Origin of the sequence: Paraburkholderia sp. BR10872 (genome assembly GCF_040965835.1) — a bacterium.
Classification (GTDB): domain Bacteria; phylum Pseudomonadota; class Gammaproteobacteria; order Burkholderiales; family Burkholderiaceae; genus Paraburkholderia; species Paraburkholderia nodosa_A.
This window is the reverse complement of sequence record NZ_JBFRCN010000005.1, coordinates 137,598-154,364: the sequence shown is the minus strand read 5'-3', so window position 1 is coordinate 154,364 and position 16,767 is coordinate 137,598. Positions and strand designations below refer to the sequence as shown.

Annotated in this window: 13 protein-coding genes and 1 pseudogene; 8 read left to right on the top strand and 6 right to left on the bottom strand. The window is 65.3% G+C overall.

The genetic code is table 11. The features are described 5' to 3' along the window. The first annotated feature begins 28 nt into the window (after window positions 1-28). Entirely contained in the window at window positions 29-1,279 is a 1,251-nt protein-coding gene (gene kynU / locus AB4Y43_RS06375) for a kynureninase (protein WP_368727258.1), read from the top strand. 10 nt (window positions 1,280-1,289) lie between these two features. Beyond that, window positions 1,290-2,258: a tryptophan 2,3-dioxygenase gene (kynA, locus tag AB4Y43_RS06370; RefSeq protein WP_368683766.1), complete on the top strand. Its 969-nt coding sequence runs from the start codon at window positions 1,290-1,292 to the stop codon at window positions 2,256-2,258. A 77-nt stretch (window positions 2,259-2,335) separates the two neighbouring features. Here the strand turns inward: kynA and purM are convergent, their stop codons facing one another. After that, complete coding sequence (gene purM, locus AB4Y43_RS06365) at window positions 2,336-3,409, bottom strand: phosphoribosylformylglycinamidine cyclo-ligase (protein ID WP_368727257.1); 1,074 nt, start codon at window positions 3,407-3,409, stop codon at window positions 2,336-2,338. A gap of 283 nt (window positions 3,410-3,692) precedes the next feature. Here purM and hda point away from each other — a divergent pair. From hda to panB, 6 genes and pseudogenes are all read left to right on the top strand, one after another. After that, window positions 3,693-4,370: pseudogene (gene hda / locus AB4Y43_RS06360) on the top strand (DnaA regulatory inactivator Hda); the annotation flags it as partial. A gap of 650 nt (window positions 4,371-5,020) precedes the next feature. Then, the gene (locus AB4Y43_RS06355) at window positions 5,021-5,707 is read left to right on the top strand and encodes an HAD family hydrolase (RefSeq protein WP_368727256.1); all 687 of its coding nucleotides are present in this window, start codon (window positions 5,021-5,023) and stop codon (window positions 5,705-5,707) included. Next, a complete protein-coding gene (gene pcnB, locus AB4Y43_RS06350) occupies window positions 5,704-7,344 on the top strand; it encodes a polynucleotide adenylyltransferase PcnB (RefSeq protein WP_368727255.1) in 1,641 nt (546 codons plus the stop codon). The genes AB4Y43_RS06355 and pcnB overlap by 4 nt, the downstream gene beginning before the upstream one ends. 72 nt (window positions 7,345-7,416) lie before the next feature. Continuing rightward, window positions 7,417-7,962 carry a 2-amino-4-hydroxy-6-hydroxymethyldihydropteridine diphosphokinase gene (gene folK, locus AB4Y43_RS06345; RefSeq protein WP_368727254.1) on the top strand — a complete coding sequence of 182 codons (546 nt, stop codon included), beginning with the start codon at window positions 7,417-7,419 and terminating at the stop codon, window positions 7,960-7,962. Then, complete coding sequence (locus AB4Y43_RS06340) at window positions 7,959-8,651, top strand: deoxynucleoside kinase (RefSeq protein ID WP_368616790.1); 693 nt, start codon at window positions 7,959-7,961, stop codon at window positions 8,649-8,651. The genes folK and AB4Y43_RS06340 overlap by 4 nt, the downstream gene beginning before the upstream one ends. A 65-nt stretch (window positions 8,652-8,716) precedes the next feature. After that, entirely contained in the window at window positions 8,717-9,532 is an 816-nt protein-coding gene (gene panB, locus AB4Y43_RS06335) for a 3-methyl-2-oxobutanoate hydroxymethyltransferase (RefSeq protein ID WP_069267781.1), read from the top strand. A gap of 92 nt (window positions 9,533-9,624) precedes the next feature. On the opposite strand, the gene pabB is transcribed toward panB, so the two are convergent. From pabB to AB4Y43_RS06310, 5 genes are all read right to left on the bottom strand, one after another. Beyond that, window positions 9,625-11,508, bottom strand: a complete 1,884-nt coding sequence (pabB, locus tag AB4Y43_RS06330; RefSeq protein ID WP_368727253.1) for an aminodeoxychorismate synthase component I — start codon at window positions 11,506-11,508, stop codon at window positions 9,625-9,627. Window positions 11,509-11,560: 52 nt separating this feature from the next. Beyond that, window positions 11,561-12,697 carry a molecular chaperone DnaJ gene (gene dnaJ / locus AB4Y43_RS06325; RefSeq protein ID WP_069267783.1) on the bottom strand — a complete coding sequence of 379 codons (1,137 nt, stop codon included), beginning with the start codon at window positions 12,695-12,697 and terminating at the stop codon, window positions 11,561-11,563. A gap of 294 nt (window positions 12,698-12,991) precedes the next feature. After that, window positions 12,992-14,950 (bottom strand): molecular chaperone DnaK, encoded by a 1,959-nt coding sequence (gene dnaK, locus AB4Y43_RS06320; RefSeq protein WP_368727252.1) that lies wholly within the window; start codon window positions 14,948-14,950, stop codon window positions 12,992-12,994. 249 nt (window positions 14,951-15,199) lie between these two features. After that, the gene (gene grpE, locus AB4Y43_RS06315; RefSeq protein WP_368616787.1) at window positions 15,200-15,787 is read right to left on the bottom strand and encodes a nucleotide exchange factor GrpE; all 588 of its coding nucleotides are present in this window, start codon (window positions 15,785-15,787) and stop codon (window positions 15,200-15,202) included. Between the two features lie 549 nt (window positions 15,788-16,336). Then, window positions 16,337-16,744, bottom strand: coding sequence for an RNA-binding S4 domain-containing protein (locus AB4Y43_RS06310; protein WP_368727251.1), 408 nt, complete (start codon window positions 16,742-16,744; stop codon window positions 16,337-16,339). Window positions 16,745-16,767: the final 23 nt, after the last annotated feature.

Below are 16,767 nucleotides of genomic sequence, written 5' to 3'. Positions count from 1 at the left end.
TGAATTAGCCAAACCAAGAAACGTAGACATGAACGACCGCAACGAAGCCCTGGCAGCCGATCACGCCGATCCGCTCGCCACCCTGCGCGAGCAATTCACGCTCGCGGCCGGCACCATCTATCTCGACGGCAACTCGCTCGGCGTGCCGCCTTCGGCGTCGGCTGCGCGCGCGCAGGCCGTGATCGGCGGCGAATGGGGCGAAGGCCTGATCCGCAGCTGGAACACGGCGGGCTGGTTCGCCATGCCCAAGCGTCTGGGCAACAAGCTCGCGAAGCTGATCGGCGCGGCCGACGACGAAGTCGTCGTCACCGACACCATCTCGATCAACCTCTTCAAGGCGCTCTCCGCCGCGCTGCGCGTGCAGAACGCGCGCGACCCGGAGCGTCGCGTGATCGTTTCCGAGCGCTCGAACTTTCCGAGCGACCTGTACATCGCGCAAGGCCTCATCGAGCAGCTCGACCGCGGTTATGAACTGCGCCTCGTTGACGATCCGTCCGAGTTGCGTGCCGCGATCCGCGAAGACGTGGCCGTCGCGATGATCACGCACGTGAACTACCGCACGGGGGAGATGCACGACATGCGCGCGCTCACCGAGCATATTCACGCGCAGGGCGCGCTCGCGCTGTGGGATCTCGCGCATTCGGCGGGCGCCGTGCCCGTGGACCTGAACGGCGCGAACGCCGACTACGCGGTGGGCTGCACGTACAAGTACCTGAATGGCGGCCCCGGTTCGCCCGGTTTCGTGTGGGTGCCCAAGCGTCATCAGGATGCGTTCTCGCAGCCGCTTTCTGGCTGGTGGGGCCACAAGTCGCCGTTCGAGATGAACCCCGTCTATCGTCCGGACAACGGCATCGGCCGCTATCTGTGCGGCACGCAGCCGATCGTTTCGATGGCGCTCGTCGAGTGCGGTCTCGACGTGTTCCTGCAAACCGACATGCAGGCGATCCGCCGCAAGTCGCTCGCGCTCACCGATCTCTTCATCGAACTGGTCGAGACGCGCTGCAAGGCATACGGCCTCACGCTCGTCACGCCGCGCGCTCACGCGGAGCGCGGCTCGCACGTGAGCTTCGAGCATCCGCACGGCTATGAGGTGATGCAGGCGTTGATCGCGCGCGGCGTGATCGGCGACTATCGCGAGCCACGCGTGCTGCGCTTCGGCTTCACGCCACTGTATCTGCGTTACGTCGATGTGTGGGACGCCGTGGAAACGCTGCGTGACGTGCTCGCCACCGAGTCCTGGCGCAAGCCCGAATTCGCCGAGCGCGGCGCGGTGACCTGAGGAGCGGCAGATGAACGATCACATGCAAATCCCGGGCATGCCCGACGCGGGTGAAACCACGAGTGAGACCCACAGCGCAGCACGTGGCGGCTGCCCGTTCGGACACGGCGCCGCCGCGCCCGCTTCCGCTGCGCAAGCGCCTGCGGCACAAGGCGAAGGCGAAGGCTGGCACGACGCACAGCTCGACTTCTCGAAGTCGATGAGCTACGGCGACTACCTCGCGCTCGACGCGGTGCTGGGTGCGCAGCATCCGCTCTCGCCCGACCACAACGAGATGCTGTTCATCGTGCAGCATCAGACGAGCGAGCTGTGGATGAAGCTCGCGCTCTACGAATTGCGCGCGGCGCTCGCCAACGTGCACCGCGACGCGCTGCCGCCCGCGTTCAAGCAACTCGCGCGCGTCTCGCGGATCATGGAGCAGCTCGTGCAGGCGTGGAGCGTTCTCTCGACGCTCACGCCCTCCGAATACACGGCCATGCGGCCGTATCTCGGTGCGTCGTCGGGCTTCCAGTCGTATCAATACCGGCAGATCGAGTTCCTGCTCGGCAACAAGAACGTGCAGATGCTCAAGCCGCACGAGCATCGGGGCGAGATTTTCGAGCAGGTGAAAGCGACGCTCGAAGCACCCTCGTTCTACGACGAAGTGATTCGCCTGCTCGCGCGGCGCGGCTTCGCGATCGCGCCCGAGCGCCTGAACCGCGACTGGACCCTGCCGACCGAACACGACGCGACGGTCGAGGCGGCGTGGCTGGAGGTGTACCGTAATCCTTCGGAGTACTGGGATTTGTACGAGATGGCCGAAGAGCTCGTCGATCTCGAAGACGCGTTCCGTCAGTGGCGTTTCCGCCACGTGACGACGGTCGAGCGCATCATCGGCTTCAAGCAGGGCACGGGCGGCACGAATGGCGCGCCGTATCTGCGCAAGATGCTCGATGTCGTGCTCTTTCCCGAGCTGTGGCACGTGCGCACGGTGCTGTAACGCCAAACGCGGCGCCGAAATGCAAAAATGCCCGCCAATCGATGGCGGGCATTTTTTTGCGCGGCAACGCGCGAGGCTTAGACCACCACAGTCTGTGCTTCGCCTTCCCTGCTTTCGCGCACCACGCCGATCTTCCACACCTGCTCGCCCGCGGCGGCCAGCAGCGAGGCAGCGGCGTCGGCTTGATCCGCCGCCACGACCACGGCCATGCCGATGCCGCAGTTGAACACGCGGTGCATTTCCGCATCGGCCACGCCGCCGTGCTTTTGCAGCCACGTGAAGAGCGGCGGCAGCGGCCATGCCGCGTGGTTCAGTTCGGCCGTGAGGCCTTCGCGCAGCACGCGCGGAATGTTCTCGACGAGGCCGCCGCCCGTGATGTGCGCCATGCCCTTGACCGTGATGGTTTCCATCAGCTTGAGCAGCGCCTTCACGTAGATGCGCGTGGGCGCCATCAGCGCGTCGGCGAGCGAGCGGCCGTCGAAGTCGGCGGCGAGGTCCGGCTGCGCGCGCTCGATGATCTTGCGCACGAGCGAGAAGCCGTTCGAGTGAATGCCGCTCGAGGCGAGACCGAGCACCACGTCGCCCGGGGCGATTGTGCTGCCGTCGATGATCTTGCTCTTTTCGACCGCGCCCACCGCGAAGCCGGCGAGATCGTATTCGCCGTCGGGGTACATGCCCGGCATTTCGGCCGTTTCACCGCCGATCAGCGCGCAGCCCGACAGCTCGCAGCCTTGCGCGATGCCCTTCACGACCGTGGCCGCCGTATCGACGTCGAGCTTGCCGCAGGCGAAGTAGTCGAGGAAGAACAGCGGCTCGGCGCCCTGCACGAGAATGTCGTTCACGCTCATTGCGACGAGATCCTGGCCGACCGTGTCGTGTTTGTTCAGATGAAACGCGAGGCGCAGCTTGGTGCCCACGCCGTCGGTGCCCGACACGAGCACGGGCTCCTTGTACCTCTTCGGCACTTCGAAGAGCGCGCCGAATCCGCCGATGCCGCCCATCACGCCCTCGCGCAGGGTCTTCTTCGCAAACGGCTTGATGCGATCGACGAGCGCGTCGCCCGCGACCATGTCGACGCCAGCGTCGGCGTAGGAGAGGCCTTGGTCCTGCGACTGTGCCTGATTAGCGGGGCCGGATTTCGGTTGATTCATGGGGAAGCGCCAGAAGGTCGGTAAAATGCGATTTTAACCGATTGACGGCGCCCCGCCGCCGCGGGTGGAGCGAGATTTGGAACGCGCCTCGCCTGTGCCCCACAACCGGAAACCGAGTTTTGCCGCACAACACACCGTATTACGCACCGTACCAGCGTCGGGCCGTTATCGGGACCGGGATCGCGCTCGCCTTCGGCATCGTGCTGCGGCGGCCGCGGCCCAGTGACCTCCGTGGTTCTCACGAGAGCACGCTTTACTAGAACCGACTCCGTCCAGACACACCGTGCAGCGACAGTTAACGCTCGATCTCGGCACCCCGCCGCCATCGACCTTCGACAACTTCCATATCGGCGCCAACGCCGAGCTGGTCGCGCGCCTGCGCGGTCTGGACGCGGCGCTCATGGCGGGCCCGATCGCCGATCGCACGTTCTATGTCTGGGGCGAGCCCGGCAACGGGCGCAGCCACCTGCTGCACGCACTCGCCGACGAAGCGCCGCCGGGCCATGTGCGGTATCTGGGCCCGCAAAGCGCGCTGGCGGCGTTCACGTTCGATCCGCGCGTGACGATCTATGCGGTGGACGACTGCGATTCGCTCTCGGGCGCGCAGCAGATCGCGCTCTTCAACCTGTTCAACGAGGTGCGCTCTTACCCCGCCTGCGCGCTCGTGGCGACGGGCAACGCGCCGCCCATGGGTCTCGCCGTGCGCGAGGACCTGCGCACGCGCCTCGGCTGGGGCCTCGTGTTCCATCTCGCGCCGCTCTCCGACGAAGGCAAGGCGGCCATCCTCAAGCTCGCGGCGCGCGAGCGCGGCATTGCGCTCGCCGACGACGTGCCCGCCTACCTGCTCACGCATTTCCGGCGCGACATGCCGAGCCTGATGGGCTTGCTCGACGCGCTCGACCGCTTTTCACTCGAACAGAAGCGCGCGGTGACGCTGCCGCTGTTGCGCGCGATGCTCGCGAAGGGCGTGGGCGATCTGGTGAGCGTCGCGAGCGCATTGCCGACGGACGAAGAATTGTCCGCCGAAGCGCCGGCAGAAACGGACGACGCGAGTGACGCGCGCGAAGATGAGCCTAGCGGCAACGCGGTGGCCCCCACGCCATCCGCAGAAGGCGAGGAGCCGTCGCTCTTCCCCAGCGAGCCGGAAGCCCCCGCCGCCGGGCCCGACGACGCCCAGCCCTACGAGGCGCCGAAACCACCGGCGTTGCAGGCGCGCCCGCCAACGCCCGTGCCCTTCGACAAGCCGACTGACAACGTCGAAGGCGAATTGGGGGCCAAATATCGTCATGTCGTCCACAAGGAACTGGGCACTGAACTCAAGGGCGAAGTCGATGCCGACGTGAGCAACGAGATGACCGGCGAGTTGCGCGGCGACCTCGATCCGCCCGCCGGCACCGCTGCACCCGAGACAAACCCGGGCGAGACGCCGGGACAGCCACCGTCGACGCCCGATACGTCGGAGACGTCGGAGACGTCGCGATCGCAAGAGAACAAGGCGCCCGCCCAGAACGACGCGCCTCCAGGCCCCGAATCCCCCGCGGACCCCGCCGCGCCGACGCCGCCCGCCGACGGCGGCAACGGCGTCTCCCGCTTCAAGTAAAATGAGCGCCCATGGCTAACCTTGCACTTTTTGATCTCGATCACACCCTGATCCCCACCGACAGCGACCACGAATGGGGCCGCTTCATGGTGAAGCTCGGCATTGTCGACGGCGAGCGCTTTGCGGAGCAAAACGACCGCTTCTACGCCGACTACAAGGCCGGCAAGCTCGACATCCACGCTTACCTCGTCGCCATGCTCACGCCGCTCGCGAAATATTCGCGCGCGCAGTTGAAGGAATGGCACGACCAGTACATGCACGAGGTGATCAAGCCGACCATCCTGCCAAGCGCAGTCGAGCTCGTGAAAAAGCACAAGGAAGCGGGCGACCTCTGCTGCGTGGTCACGGCCACCAACGAATTCATCACGGCGCCCATCGCCGAGGTGTTCGGCGTGGACAAGCTGATCGCGTGCGAAGTCGAAACCGTGGACGGCCATCCGGCCTCGGCCTTCACCGGCCGCCCGACGGGCACGCCGAGCTACCGCGAAGGCAAGATCGTGCGCGTCGAGCAATGGCTCGCCTCGCTCGGCAAGCGCCTTTCGGACTTCGAGCACAGCTACTTCTATAGCGACTCGCACAACGACATTCCGCTGCTCGAAAACGTCACCGACCCGATCGCCACCAACCCCGACGACACCCTGCGCGCTCACGCGCAACAAGCGGGCTGGCGCATTCTCGATTTGTTCCAAGCCCAGTGATCAAGAAACTCATCCGCAAGCTGTTCGGCCAGGACGACGCCGAAGCGGCGCAAGACACCGAAGCCCCCGCCGCAGATCCGGACACGGCCTCGCATGAAGGCGCAACCGCGCTCGCCGGCAGCACCCGCGCGCGCCGCAAGCCGGCCAGCGCGCAGAAGACTTCGAAGCCGCGCGCCGGCGAGGGCGCGCCCGATCCGGCCACGCCCGTCATCCTTTCCGCCGACGTCCACGGCATCAATCCCGCGCTCATCTCGCGCAACGCCGTGCGCGTGACCGAAGGTCTGCAGCAGGCGGGCTTCCGCGCGTTCATCGTGGGCGGCGCGGTGCGCGATCTGCTGCTCGGCGTGGCGCCCAAGGACTTCGACGTCGCCACCGACGCCACGCCCGACCAGGTGCAGAAGCTGTTCCGCCGCGCGCGCATCATCGGCCGGCGCTTCCAGATCGTGCACGTGCAGTTCGGCCAGGAAATCATCGAGGTCTCGACGTTCCGCGCGCTCGTGGACGCGCCGCCTGCGGACGCCGAAGCGCCCGCGCCGACGCCGGCGCCCGCAAAGCGCATGCGCCGCGACGAGCTCGACCGCAAGACACACCACGTCGATGCGAGCGGCCGCGTGCTGCGCGACAACGTCTGGGGCGAGCAGCACGAAGACGCCACGCGCCGCGACTTCACGATCAACGCGATGTACTACGATCCGGCCACGCAAACCGTGCTGGATTACCACAACGGCATGGCCGACATGCGCGCGCGCCTGCTGCGCATGATCGGCGACCCGGCCACGCGTTATCGCGAAGATCCGGTGCGCATGCTGCGCGTAGTGCGTTTCGCGGCGAAGCTCGGCTTCGAGATCGAGGAGCACACGCGCGACCCCATCGTGAAGCTCGCAGACCTCATCAACAACGTACCGGCCGCGCGTCTTTTCGACGAAATGCTCAAGCTGCTGCTCTCGGGCCACGCGCTCGAGTGCCTCAAGTGGTTGCGCAAGGAAGGGCTCCATCACGGCCTGCTGCCGCTGCTCGACGTGGTGCTCGAACAGCCGCAAGGCGAGCGCTTCATCACGCTCGCGCTGTCGAACACCGACGCGCGCGTACGTGCAGGCAAGCCGGTCTCGCCGGGCTTCCTGTTCGCCACGCTGCTGTGGCACGACGTGCAGCAACGCTGGCAGCAATATACGGCCGAAGGCGAATTGCCCGTGCCGGCGCTGCATCGCGCGATGGACGACGTCATCGACGCGCAAACGGAAAAACTGGCGATTCACCGTCGTTTTTCGTCGGATATGCGCGAGATCTGGGGCCTGCAGCTGCGCCTCGAAAAACGTGGCCGCGGCGCGATCAAGCTGCTGGAACACCAAAGATTTAGAGCGGGGTATGATTTCCTCCTGCTGCGCTGCGAATCGGGCGAGCTGGACGCCGAAGTCGGCCAATGGTGGACGGACTTCATTTCCGGCGACAACGCCGAGCGCGAGACGCTTCTCGCGCAGGGCGGCAAGGAGCGCTCGCCGCGCAAACGCCGCCGCCGCGGCGGCGCGAAGAGCCGCAGAACGGGCGAAGGTGCTGTATCGGAAGCCGGCGCTGCCGGTGATGTGCATGAAGCCAGCAGTGCGGACTATGACGGCCACGCCGGTCCGCACGAGGACTGACGCCGTGCGGCGTCGCGGCTTGCCGCGGCGCACATGCGTCGAACCGCAACAAAAGTCGCAGGAAGTGAAGCCATGACGGTTGCCTGGCTGGGAATTGGCGCGAATCTGGGGGATGCGCGCCAAACCCTCAAAGACGCGGTGGTGTGCCTTGCACAACAGCACACCCTCACCGTCGTCGCCAAATCGAGTCTGTACCGCACCGCGCCCATCGACGCGGGCGGCGACGACTATTACAACTGCGTCGTGAAGATCGAGACGAGTCTCGAGGTTCACGCGCTGCTCGGCCTGTGCCAGCGCGTCGAACATCATTTCGGCCGGGAGCGCCCCTTTCGCAACGCGCCCCGCACGCTCGACATCGATATCCTGCTTTACGGCGACGCCACCATCGACGAAACCGACCTCGTCGTGCCGCATCCGCGCATGACGGGCCGCGCATTCGCGCTCGTGCCGCTCGTCGAGATCGATCCCGAACTCGTGATTCCGGGCCAGGGGCCCGCCAGCGCGTTCCTCGCCGCCGTGGCCGCCCAGCGCATCGAGAAGGTCAAGCCGTTGTGCCAGTGCATGGGTGTGGCGCCAGCACCGGACACGCCGCCCTCCGGCTCCGGCAACTGCCGATGAGCACGACACCCCTGCCCGTCGTCAGCGCGCGTGCCACGCGACCGGCCGCGCTCCAGTACATCGTGATCGAAGGGCCGATCGGCGCGGGCAAGACGACGCTCGCGACGCGTCTGGCCGAACGCTGGTCGATGCAGACGCTGTTCGAATCGAACGCCGAGAATCCGTTTCTGGAACGCGTGTATCGCGACACCGCGCCCTCGTCGCACGCGCTCGCGGCGCAGTTGCATATCGCCTTGCAGCGCGAGCAACTTTCGCGCGACGTCGCCGCGCGCCGCGAAGCGGGCGTGCCGCTCGTGACGAATTTCCTTGCCGAACGCAACGATCTGTTCGCACGTCTCACACTCGCCGAAGACGAACTGCCGCTCTACCGCGCGCTCGCCTCGCGTCTGAGCTCATCGGCGCCCACGCCCGACCTCGTCGTCTATCTGCAGGCGAGCCCCGAGGCGCTGTACGCGCGCATCCAGAAGCGGGCATTGCCGCGCGAGCTGGCTATTTCGAGTGCGTTCCTGCGGGCGCTCTGCGACAGCTACAACGATTTTTTCTATCATTACGATCATGCGCCGGTGCTCACCGTCGGCGCGGAGCATCTGGATCTGCCAGGTTCCGATGCGGACCTCGCGCTCGTCGCCGAACGTATCGAGACGATGCGCGGCCGCAAGGAATCCTTCGTCAAGGGCACGTCGCTATAACCGCCTCATCGGCGCGATCGCGCGGCGCAGCCCCTCCCCGTTTTCCCTTTCCCAACGGATTTCCCATGACTTACCTGCAGGAAACGAGCCGCAGCGCGGTCACCGTGCCCAAACTCCAGGCCATGCGCGATGCAGGCGAACGCATCGCGATGCTGACGTGCTATGACGCGAGCTTCTCGGCGCTGTGCGAGCGCGCGGGCGTCGATACGGTGCTGATCGGCGACTCGCTCGGCAACGTGCTCCAGGGGCACACCACGACGCTGCCCGTCACCATCGACGACATCGCCTATCACACGGCCTGCGTGGCGCGCGCGCAGACCAAGGCGCTGATCATCGCCGATCTGCCGTTCGGCACCTTCGGCACGCCCGAAGACGCGTTTGCGAACTCGGTGAAGCTCATGCGCGCCGGCGCGCAGATGGTGAAGATCGAGGGCGGCGAATGGCTCGCGCCCACGGTGAAGATGCTGGTGGAGCGCGCCGTGCCCGTGTGCGCGCACATCGGCCTCACGCCGCAATCGGTGCATGCGTTCGGTGGCTTCAAGGTGCAGGGCAAGAGCGATGCGGCCGCGACGCAGATGATTCGCGACGCGCTGGCGCTGCAGGATGCCGGCGCGCAGCTCGTGGTGATCGAAGCCGTGCCCGCGGCGCTCGGCGCGGAAGTGACGAAGCAGCTGCGCATTCCGACCATCGGCATCGGCGCGGGCGTGGACTGCTCGGGCCAGGTGCTCGTGCTGCACGACATGCTCGGCATTTTCCCCGGCAAGCGGCCGCGCTTCGTGAAGGACTTCATGACGGGCCAGCCCGATATCGAATCGGCCGTGCGCGCGTATGTGCAGGCCGTGAAGGAAGGCACGTTCCCGGGGCCCGAGCACGTGTTCTGATTGGGCAGCTTCGCTTCGCAGAATCAACAAAGCGCGCTCCGTTGGGAGCGCGCTTTGTTTTTGTGGTGCGCCTGTGGTGCGCTACGCGAGCTTCATCGAATCAAGCGCGCCGGCACCGCGCCGCGCAGCGCGTTCGTGAGCATCAAGGCCTCGGCGTCGAGCACATCGTCGCGGCTGAGCACGCGCTCCTGTGCGCCGAATGCATCGTCGTCGAGCAGCACGCCGCGCATCACGCCCGGCAGCACGCCCGAGGCGAGCGGTGGCGTGAACCACTTGCCGTCGCGCTTCACGAACACGTTCGAGCGGCCCCCTTCTGTCAGCTCGCCGCGCTCGTTGAAGAACAGCATGTCGAAGCCGCCCTGTGCTTCGGCTTCGCGCCACGCGCGATCGAATTCTGCACGGCGCGTAGTCTTGCGCAGCAACAGCGCGTCGGCGGATTCGACCGGCGCAAAGCAGTAGTCTGATGCCAGCAGCACGCCTACGGTGTCTTGCGCGAGCGGCGCAAGCGGTGCGCTGGTAATCGTCGGTGCCCCGCTCTTGCCGAGTGCGAGACGCAAACGGTGTGGCGCGTTTTGGTCAGCAAGTTTGGCCAAGGTTTCGTCGATGCGCGCTCGCAACGCTTGAACGTCGCACGGGAAGCCGAGCCACGCCGCGCTCGCCGCGAGCCGCGTGAGATGGCGCTCCACGTGGCGCACGCCCTCAGCGCGCGTCGCGTACATCGTTTCGAAGCATTCGATGCCCGGGTCGGCATCGGTGAGAAAACGGGCTTTCAAGCGGCACTCCTCGTATTCGTCGGCGGCCACGCTGTCGAGCACGATGCCCGCACCGACGCCCATTTCGCCGCGCCGCGTGGCGCCCGTGCCCCCGGACGGCGCATCGAGCGTCAACGTGCGGATCACGACCGAGAGGCAAAAGTCGCCGCAAACCTCGCCTGCCGTGGGCGCTTCGAGCCAGCCTATCGTGCCTGTGTAAAGCCCGCGCGGCGCATGCTCGAGCGCTTCGATCAGTTCCATCGTCCGGTGCTTGGGCGCACCCGTGATCGAGCCGCACGGGAAAAGCGCGCGCATGACGCCGGCGAATGTCGTACCTTCGCGCAGCGTCGCTTCCACGGTCGAAGTCATCTGCCAGACGGACGCGTAGGGCTCGACACTGAAGAGCGCCGGGACGCGCACCGAGCCGGTTTGCGCGACGCGCGAGAGGTCGTTGCGCAGCAGGTCGACGATCATCACGTTCTCGGCGCGGTTCTTGGGGTCGTTCGCGAGAAAACGCGCGGCGGCGGCGTCCTGCTGCGCATCGGCGCTGCGCGCGGCCGTGCCCTTCATCGGTTTCGCGCGCAACGTTTGGCCGCGCTTCTCCACGAACAGCTCCGGCGAGCACGAGAGCACCCAGCAGTCGCCCGGCAACGCGATCAGCGCGCCGTAACGCACGCGCTGGCGCTCGCGCAAGCGCCTGTAAAGCGCGAGCGGCGAACCGTACGCCTCGAAGCCGAGCCGGTAGGTGTAGTTGATCTGATACGAGTCGCCCGCGCGCAAGGCATCCTGCACGGCGGCGATGTCATGCTCGAAACGCTCGCGATCGACACCGATCGTCACGCCCGCCACGCCTGCAGACGCAGGCGCTTCAGCGCCCTCTTTCGCCGCGAGCCAGGCATCGGCTTCCTCGCGCGAGAGCGTTTTGCAGCGTTCGAACAATAAAAAACGCAGCGCGGCGTGGCCGTGCTGCGTTTCGTTGGATGAGGTCGTGTCGCGCCTGGCGAATTCGAGCGTGCGTCCAAACTCGTAGTCGCCGATCACGAGGGCGTGAAGGCCCTTGGCCAGTTCGGCATTCGCCTGCGCGCACACCGCGTCGAGATCCGCCGCGCGTTGGCACGCAAGCTCGCGCACGAACCCCGTATAGAGGCGGCTCGAACGGCTCACCGCCGTCGAGTCGCCATCGTCGAGCAGCGCGAAAGTCGCGCCGCCAGCATTGACTGCCATTGCGATCACTACCTGCTGCTTACCTGCTGCATGGTGACGCCGGAAAAGCGCGTCAGTCGAAGAAGCTCTTCACGCGGTCGAACCAGCTCTTGCTTTGCGGGCTGTGGCGCGAACCGCCCTCCACGAGCGACTTCTCGAACTGCTGCAGCATCTCGCGCTGGTGTTCGGTGAGCTTGACCGGCGTTTCCACCTGAACATGCACATACAGATCGCCGGCGATGCTCGAACGCAGACCCTTGATGCCCTTGCCACGCAGACGGAACGTCTTGCCCGACTGCGTGCCTTCGGGCACCGTGAACGAGGCGCGGCCCGCCAGCGTCGGCACTTCGATCTCGCCGCCCAGCGCCGCCGTGGTGAACGGAATCGGCATCTGGCAGTGCAGGTCGTCGCCGTCGCGCTCGAACACCGCGTGCTGCTTGATGTGGATCTCGACATACAGATCGCCCGACGGCCCGCCGTTGATGCCAGGCTCGCCGTTGCCGGCCGAACGGATGCGCATGCCGTCGTCGATGCCCGCCGGAATCTTCACTTCGAGCGTCTTGGTTTCCTTGACCTTGCCTGCGCCGTGGCAGTTCGTGCAGGGTTCAGGAATGTACGAGCCCGTGCCGTGGCACTTAGGGCAAGTCTGCTGGATGCTGAAGAAGCCTTGCGACATGCGCACCGAACCCGAACCATGGCAGGTCGGGCAGGTTTCGGGCTTCGTGCCGGGCTTCGCGCCAGAGCCGTGACAGACTTCACAGCCGGTCCAGCCCGGCACGCGGATCTGCGTCTCGTAGCCGTGCGCCGCCTGCTCCAGCGAGATTTCCATGCTGTAGCGCAGGTCCGCGCCGCGATACACCTGCGGGCCGCTGCGCTGGCCACCGCGGCCGCCGCCAGCGGCCTGGCCGAAGATATCGCCGAAGATGTCGCCGAAAGCGTCCGCGAACCCGCCGAAGCCCTGCGCGCCCGCGCCGCCCATGTTGGGATCGACGCCGGCGTGGCCGTACTGGTCGTAAGCCGCGCGCTTTTGCGAGTCCGACAGCATTTCGTAGGCCTCTTTGGCCTCCTTGAAATGCTCTTCCGCATCCTTGTTGTCCGGATTGCGGTCGGGGTGGTACTTCATCGCGAGCTTGCGATACGCCTTCTTGATTTCGTCGTCGCTCGCGTTCTTCGCGACGCCCAGAACCTCGTAGTAATCCCGTTTCGCCATATCGGTTCAACGCCGGCCTCGCGCTTCACGGCGCGCGCCGGCTCCTCTTGAATGCTGGATCTCGTGACCCGTTTGCCGTTCCCCTGAACATCCGCACAGGCGCTTCTCACGCCGCGGCGGCCCCTGAAAGAGAACGGCCTCCATAAAACAAATGTGCCCGGAGAGCCGGATGGCTCGCCAGGCGCTGCAATGCTGACACGCATCGTAACCGATGCGGCCGCTTTCGTAGTCGCTTTCATCGGATCACGACCGTTCGCTGATCAGGCAGAACGGTCATGACCGCCACGAACCGGCTTAGTCCTTCTTGACTTCCTTGAACTCGGCGTCGACCACGTCGTCGGCGTCGTTCTGCGCGCCCTGCTCGGCCGCACCGGCACCTGCGGCACCCGCGCCGGCGGCACCGGCCGCGCCTGCCTGCTGCGCCTGCATGTCCGCGTACATCTTCTCGCCGAGCTTCTGCGACGCTGCCGACAGCGCCTCGACCTTCGCCTCGATCGTCGCCTTGTCGGCCGACGAGCTCTTCAGCGTTTCTTCGAGGTCCTTCAGCGCGGCTTCGATCGTTTCCTTTTCGCTGGCTTCGATCTTGTCGCCGTACTCGGCCACGGCCTTCTTCGTGCTGTGAACCAGTGCGTCGCCCTGGTTGCGCGCGTCGGCAATCTCGCGCAGACGGTGATCTTCTTCCGCGTTCGCTTCGGCGTCCTTCACCATCTTCTCGATTTCGGCTTCCGACAGACCCGAGTTCGCCTTGATGGTGATCTTGTTTTCCTTGCCGGTGGCCTTGTCCTTCGCGCCCACGTGCAGAATGCCGTTCGCGTCGATGTCGAAGGTCACTTCGATCTGCGGCACGCCGCGCGGTGCGGGCGGAATGCCTTCGAGGTTGAACTCGCCGAGCAGCTTGTTGCCCGCCGCCATTTCGCGCTCGCCCTGGAACACCTTGATCGTCACGGCCGACTGGCTGTCGTCCGCCGTCGAGTAGACCTGTGCGTGCTTGGTCGGGATCGTGGTGTTCTTGTTGATCATCTTCGTCATCACGCCGCCGAGCGTCTCGATACCGAGCGACAGCGGGGTCACGTCGAGGAGCAGCACGTCCTTGCGGTCGCCCGAGAGCACCTGCCCCTGGATCGCGGCGCCAACGGCCACGGCTTCGTCCGGGTTCACGTCACGGCGCGGGTCCTTGCCGAAGAACTCCTTGACCTTCTCCTGCACCTTCGGCATACGCGTCTGGCCGCCGACGAGAATCACGTCGTCGATGTCGCCGACCTTCACGCCTGCGTCCTTGATCGCCATGCGGCACGGCTCGATGGTGCGCTCGATCAGTTCCTCGACCAGCGCTTCCAGCTTGGCGCGCGTGAACTTGAGGTTCAGGTGCTTCGGACCCGAGGCGTCCGCCGTGATGTACGGCAGGTTGATGTCGGTCTGCTGGCCCGACGACAGTTCGATCTTGGCCTTTTCAGCGGCTTCCTTCAGGCGTTGCAGCGCGAGCACGTCCTTCGAGAGGTCGACGCCCTGCTCTTTCTTGAACTCGCCGATGATGTAATCGATGATGCGCTGGTCGAAGTCTTCACCGCCGAGGAACGTGTCGCCGTTGGTCGAGAGCACTTCGAACTGCATTTCGCCGTCGACATCCGCGATTTCGATGATCGAGATGTCGAACGTGCCGCCGCCGAGGTCGAACACGGCGATCTTGCGGTCGCCCTTTTCGGCCTTGTCCAGACCGAACGCGAGTGCGGCTGCCGTCGGCTCGTTGATGATGCGCTTGACTTCCAGACCGGCGATGCGGCCGGCGTCCTTGGTGGCCTGACGCTGGCTGTCGTTGAAGTACGCGGGAACCGTGATCACGGCTTCGGTGACCGGCTCGCCGAGGTAGTCTTCAGCGGTCTTCTTCATCTTGCGCAGCACTTCAGCCGATACCTGCGACGGCGCGAGCTTCGTGCCATGCGCTTCGACCCAGGCGTCGCCGTTGTCGTGCTTGACGATCTTGTAGGGCATCAGGCCGATGTCCTTCTGCACTTCCTTCTCTTCGAAGCGGCGGCCGATCAGGCGCTTGACTGCGTACAGCGTGTTCTTCGGGTTCGTGACCGACTGGCGCTTGGCCGGTGCGCCGACCAGCACTTCGTTGTCGTCCATGTAGGCGATGATCGAAGGCGTCGTACGGGCGCCTTCCGAGTTCTCGATCACCTTGACCTGATTGCCTTCCATCAGCGCCACGCACGAGTTGGTGGTGCCGAGGTCAATACCAATGATTTTGCCCATTTTTGTCAAATCTCCAGAATTTGGTCGCTGTGCGGACGCCGCTTTCGCGCTGCGCAGGTAACTACATGCTCGAGCCGCGTTTTCCCTTGTGCGCGGCTGGCGTCCACTTCAATACGGAACTACTGCCCAAATAAGTGCCGCTACGGCGATTTCAAGGGGTTTGGGCTATGCGTTCCATCATTTTTTTTAATCGCAGGGCCTCTGGGTTCCTTTGGGTTCCTTCAGGCCACCGCATTACTTACATCTTTCTTACTTCGGTGCCGAAACAGTCACGAGCGCCGGACGCAGCACGCGGTCGGCGATCACATAGCCCTTTTGCAGCACGCTGACCACCGTGTTCGCTTCCTGCTCGGACGGGACCATCGAGATGGCCTGGTGACGGTGCGGGTCGAACTTCTCGCCCACGGGGTTGATCGCGAGGACCTTGCCCTTCTCGAGCGCGCCGGTGAGCTGCTTGAGCGTGAGTTCGACGCCTTCGTTGACCTTGGCGAGGTCGTCCGAGTTATGGGCGAGAGCGGCTTCGAGGCTGTCCATCACCGGCAGCAGATGCTCGGCGAAGTTTTCGATCGCAAACTTGTGCGCCTTGGCGACGTCTTCCTGCGCGCGGCGGCGTACGTTCTCGGTCTCGGCCTTGGCGCGGACGAAGGCGTCCTGCAATTCGGCGACTTTCGCTTGGGCTTCGGCCAGTGCGGCCTCGGCAAGCGCCGCTGCGTTCTGGTCCACGCCGCCTTGGGCTGCCTGCTCGGCCGCTTCAGCCGCCTGGGGCTGGGCTGCCTGCGACGCCTCGTCCGCGGGCGTGGGGTTCTGGCTCGTCGGGTTCTCTTGCGTGTTTTCCATGTCGCTGAACGTGGTTGAATAGTGAAAAAGGGAACAAAGCTTCGGGCGCCATGACGCCGGCCGCTCTACTGCGCCTAGGCCGTTGCGCCGACGCGACAGAGGCTTCGGACATCGCGAGAGCACATGGGTGCCGGATCGCTTGTTTCAAGAGGCGCTTGCGGCTTTTTTATACAGAAAATCAAGCCGCGAAATCGCCCGTAACAATCAGTACTGCAGCGCCGCAAAAATGAAATTGAGTAAGGGACATCCCTGACCTACACTCAGGAACAGGTGCTGCTCATGACGCGTTTACCCTGAGTCCGGCACCGCACCGAATGGGCCCACGGACAGCACCTTTTGTAGCAGCATCACCGCACATAAAAACGCTATCCGGGCCTCGAGACTGGCTGTTTTGCTGCGATCCCAAGGGGAGTACCGTGAAACTGACCTTTGCCATATCGGTGGTCGCGCTGGTACTCATCGCCGGGACTACGACCATCTGCATGTCGGGCGCCGTGAACGAAAACACGACGGAATACGGGGGCGTGCACGCTACGATGGAAGCGCTCTTCAACCCTCACGCGAAAATTTGTCGATAGTGCGGCGGTCGCGCTTGGTCGGCCTGCCCTGCAACACGGCAGCCGGTTCGCGAAAGAGCCGGCGCCGGTCCTGCTCCGCCGCGCGTCGCTCGCGCCCGGCTTCAGTTTCCGCGTAGAGCGTCTGCGCGATGCTGGCGGGCCCGCGCATCTCGCAAATGCCCAATACCTGCACTTCCCAGACCACGTGATCGATCTCGATTTCGACGAGGTCGCCCACGCGCACGTCCTTCGACGCCTTCACGGCGTCGCCGCCAATGCGCACGCGCCCCTTGCTCACGGCGTCCGAGGCGAGCGAGCGCGTCTTGAAGAAACGCGCCGCCCATAACCATTTGTCGATGCGCAGCCGCGCGCCAGGTTCGGTCGAAATCTTGTAGTTCATCAGAAGCTTTCCGGATGCGCCGC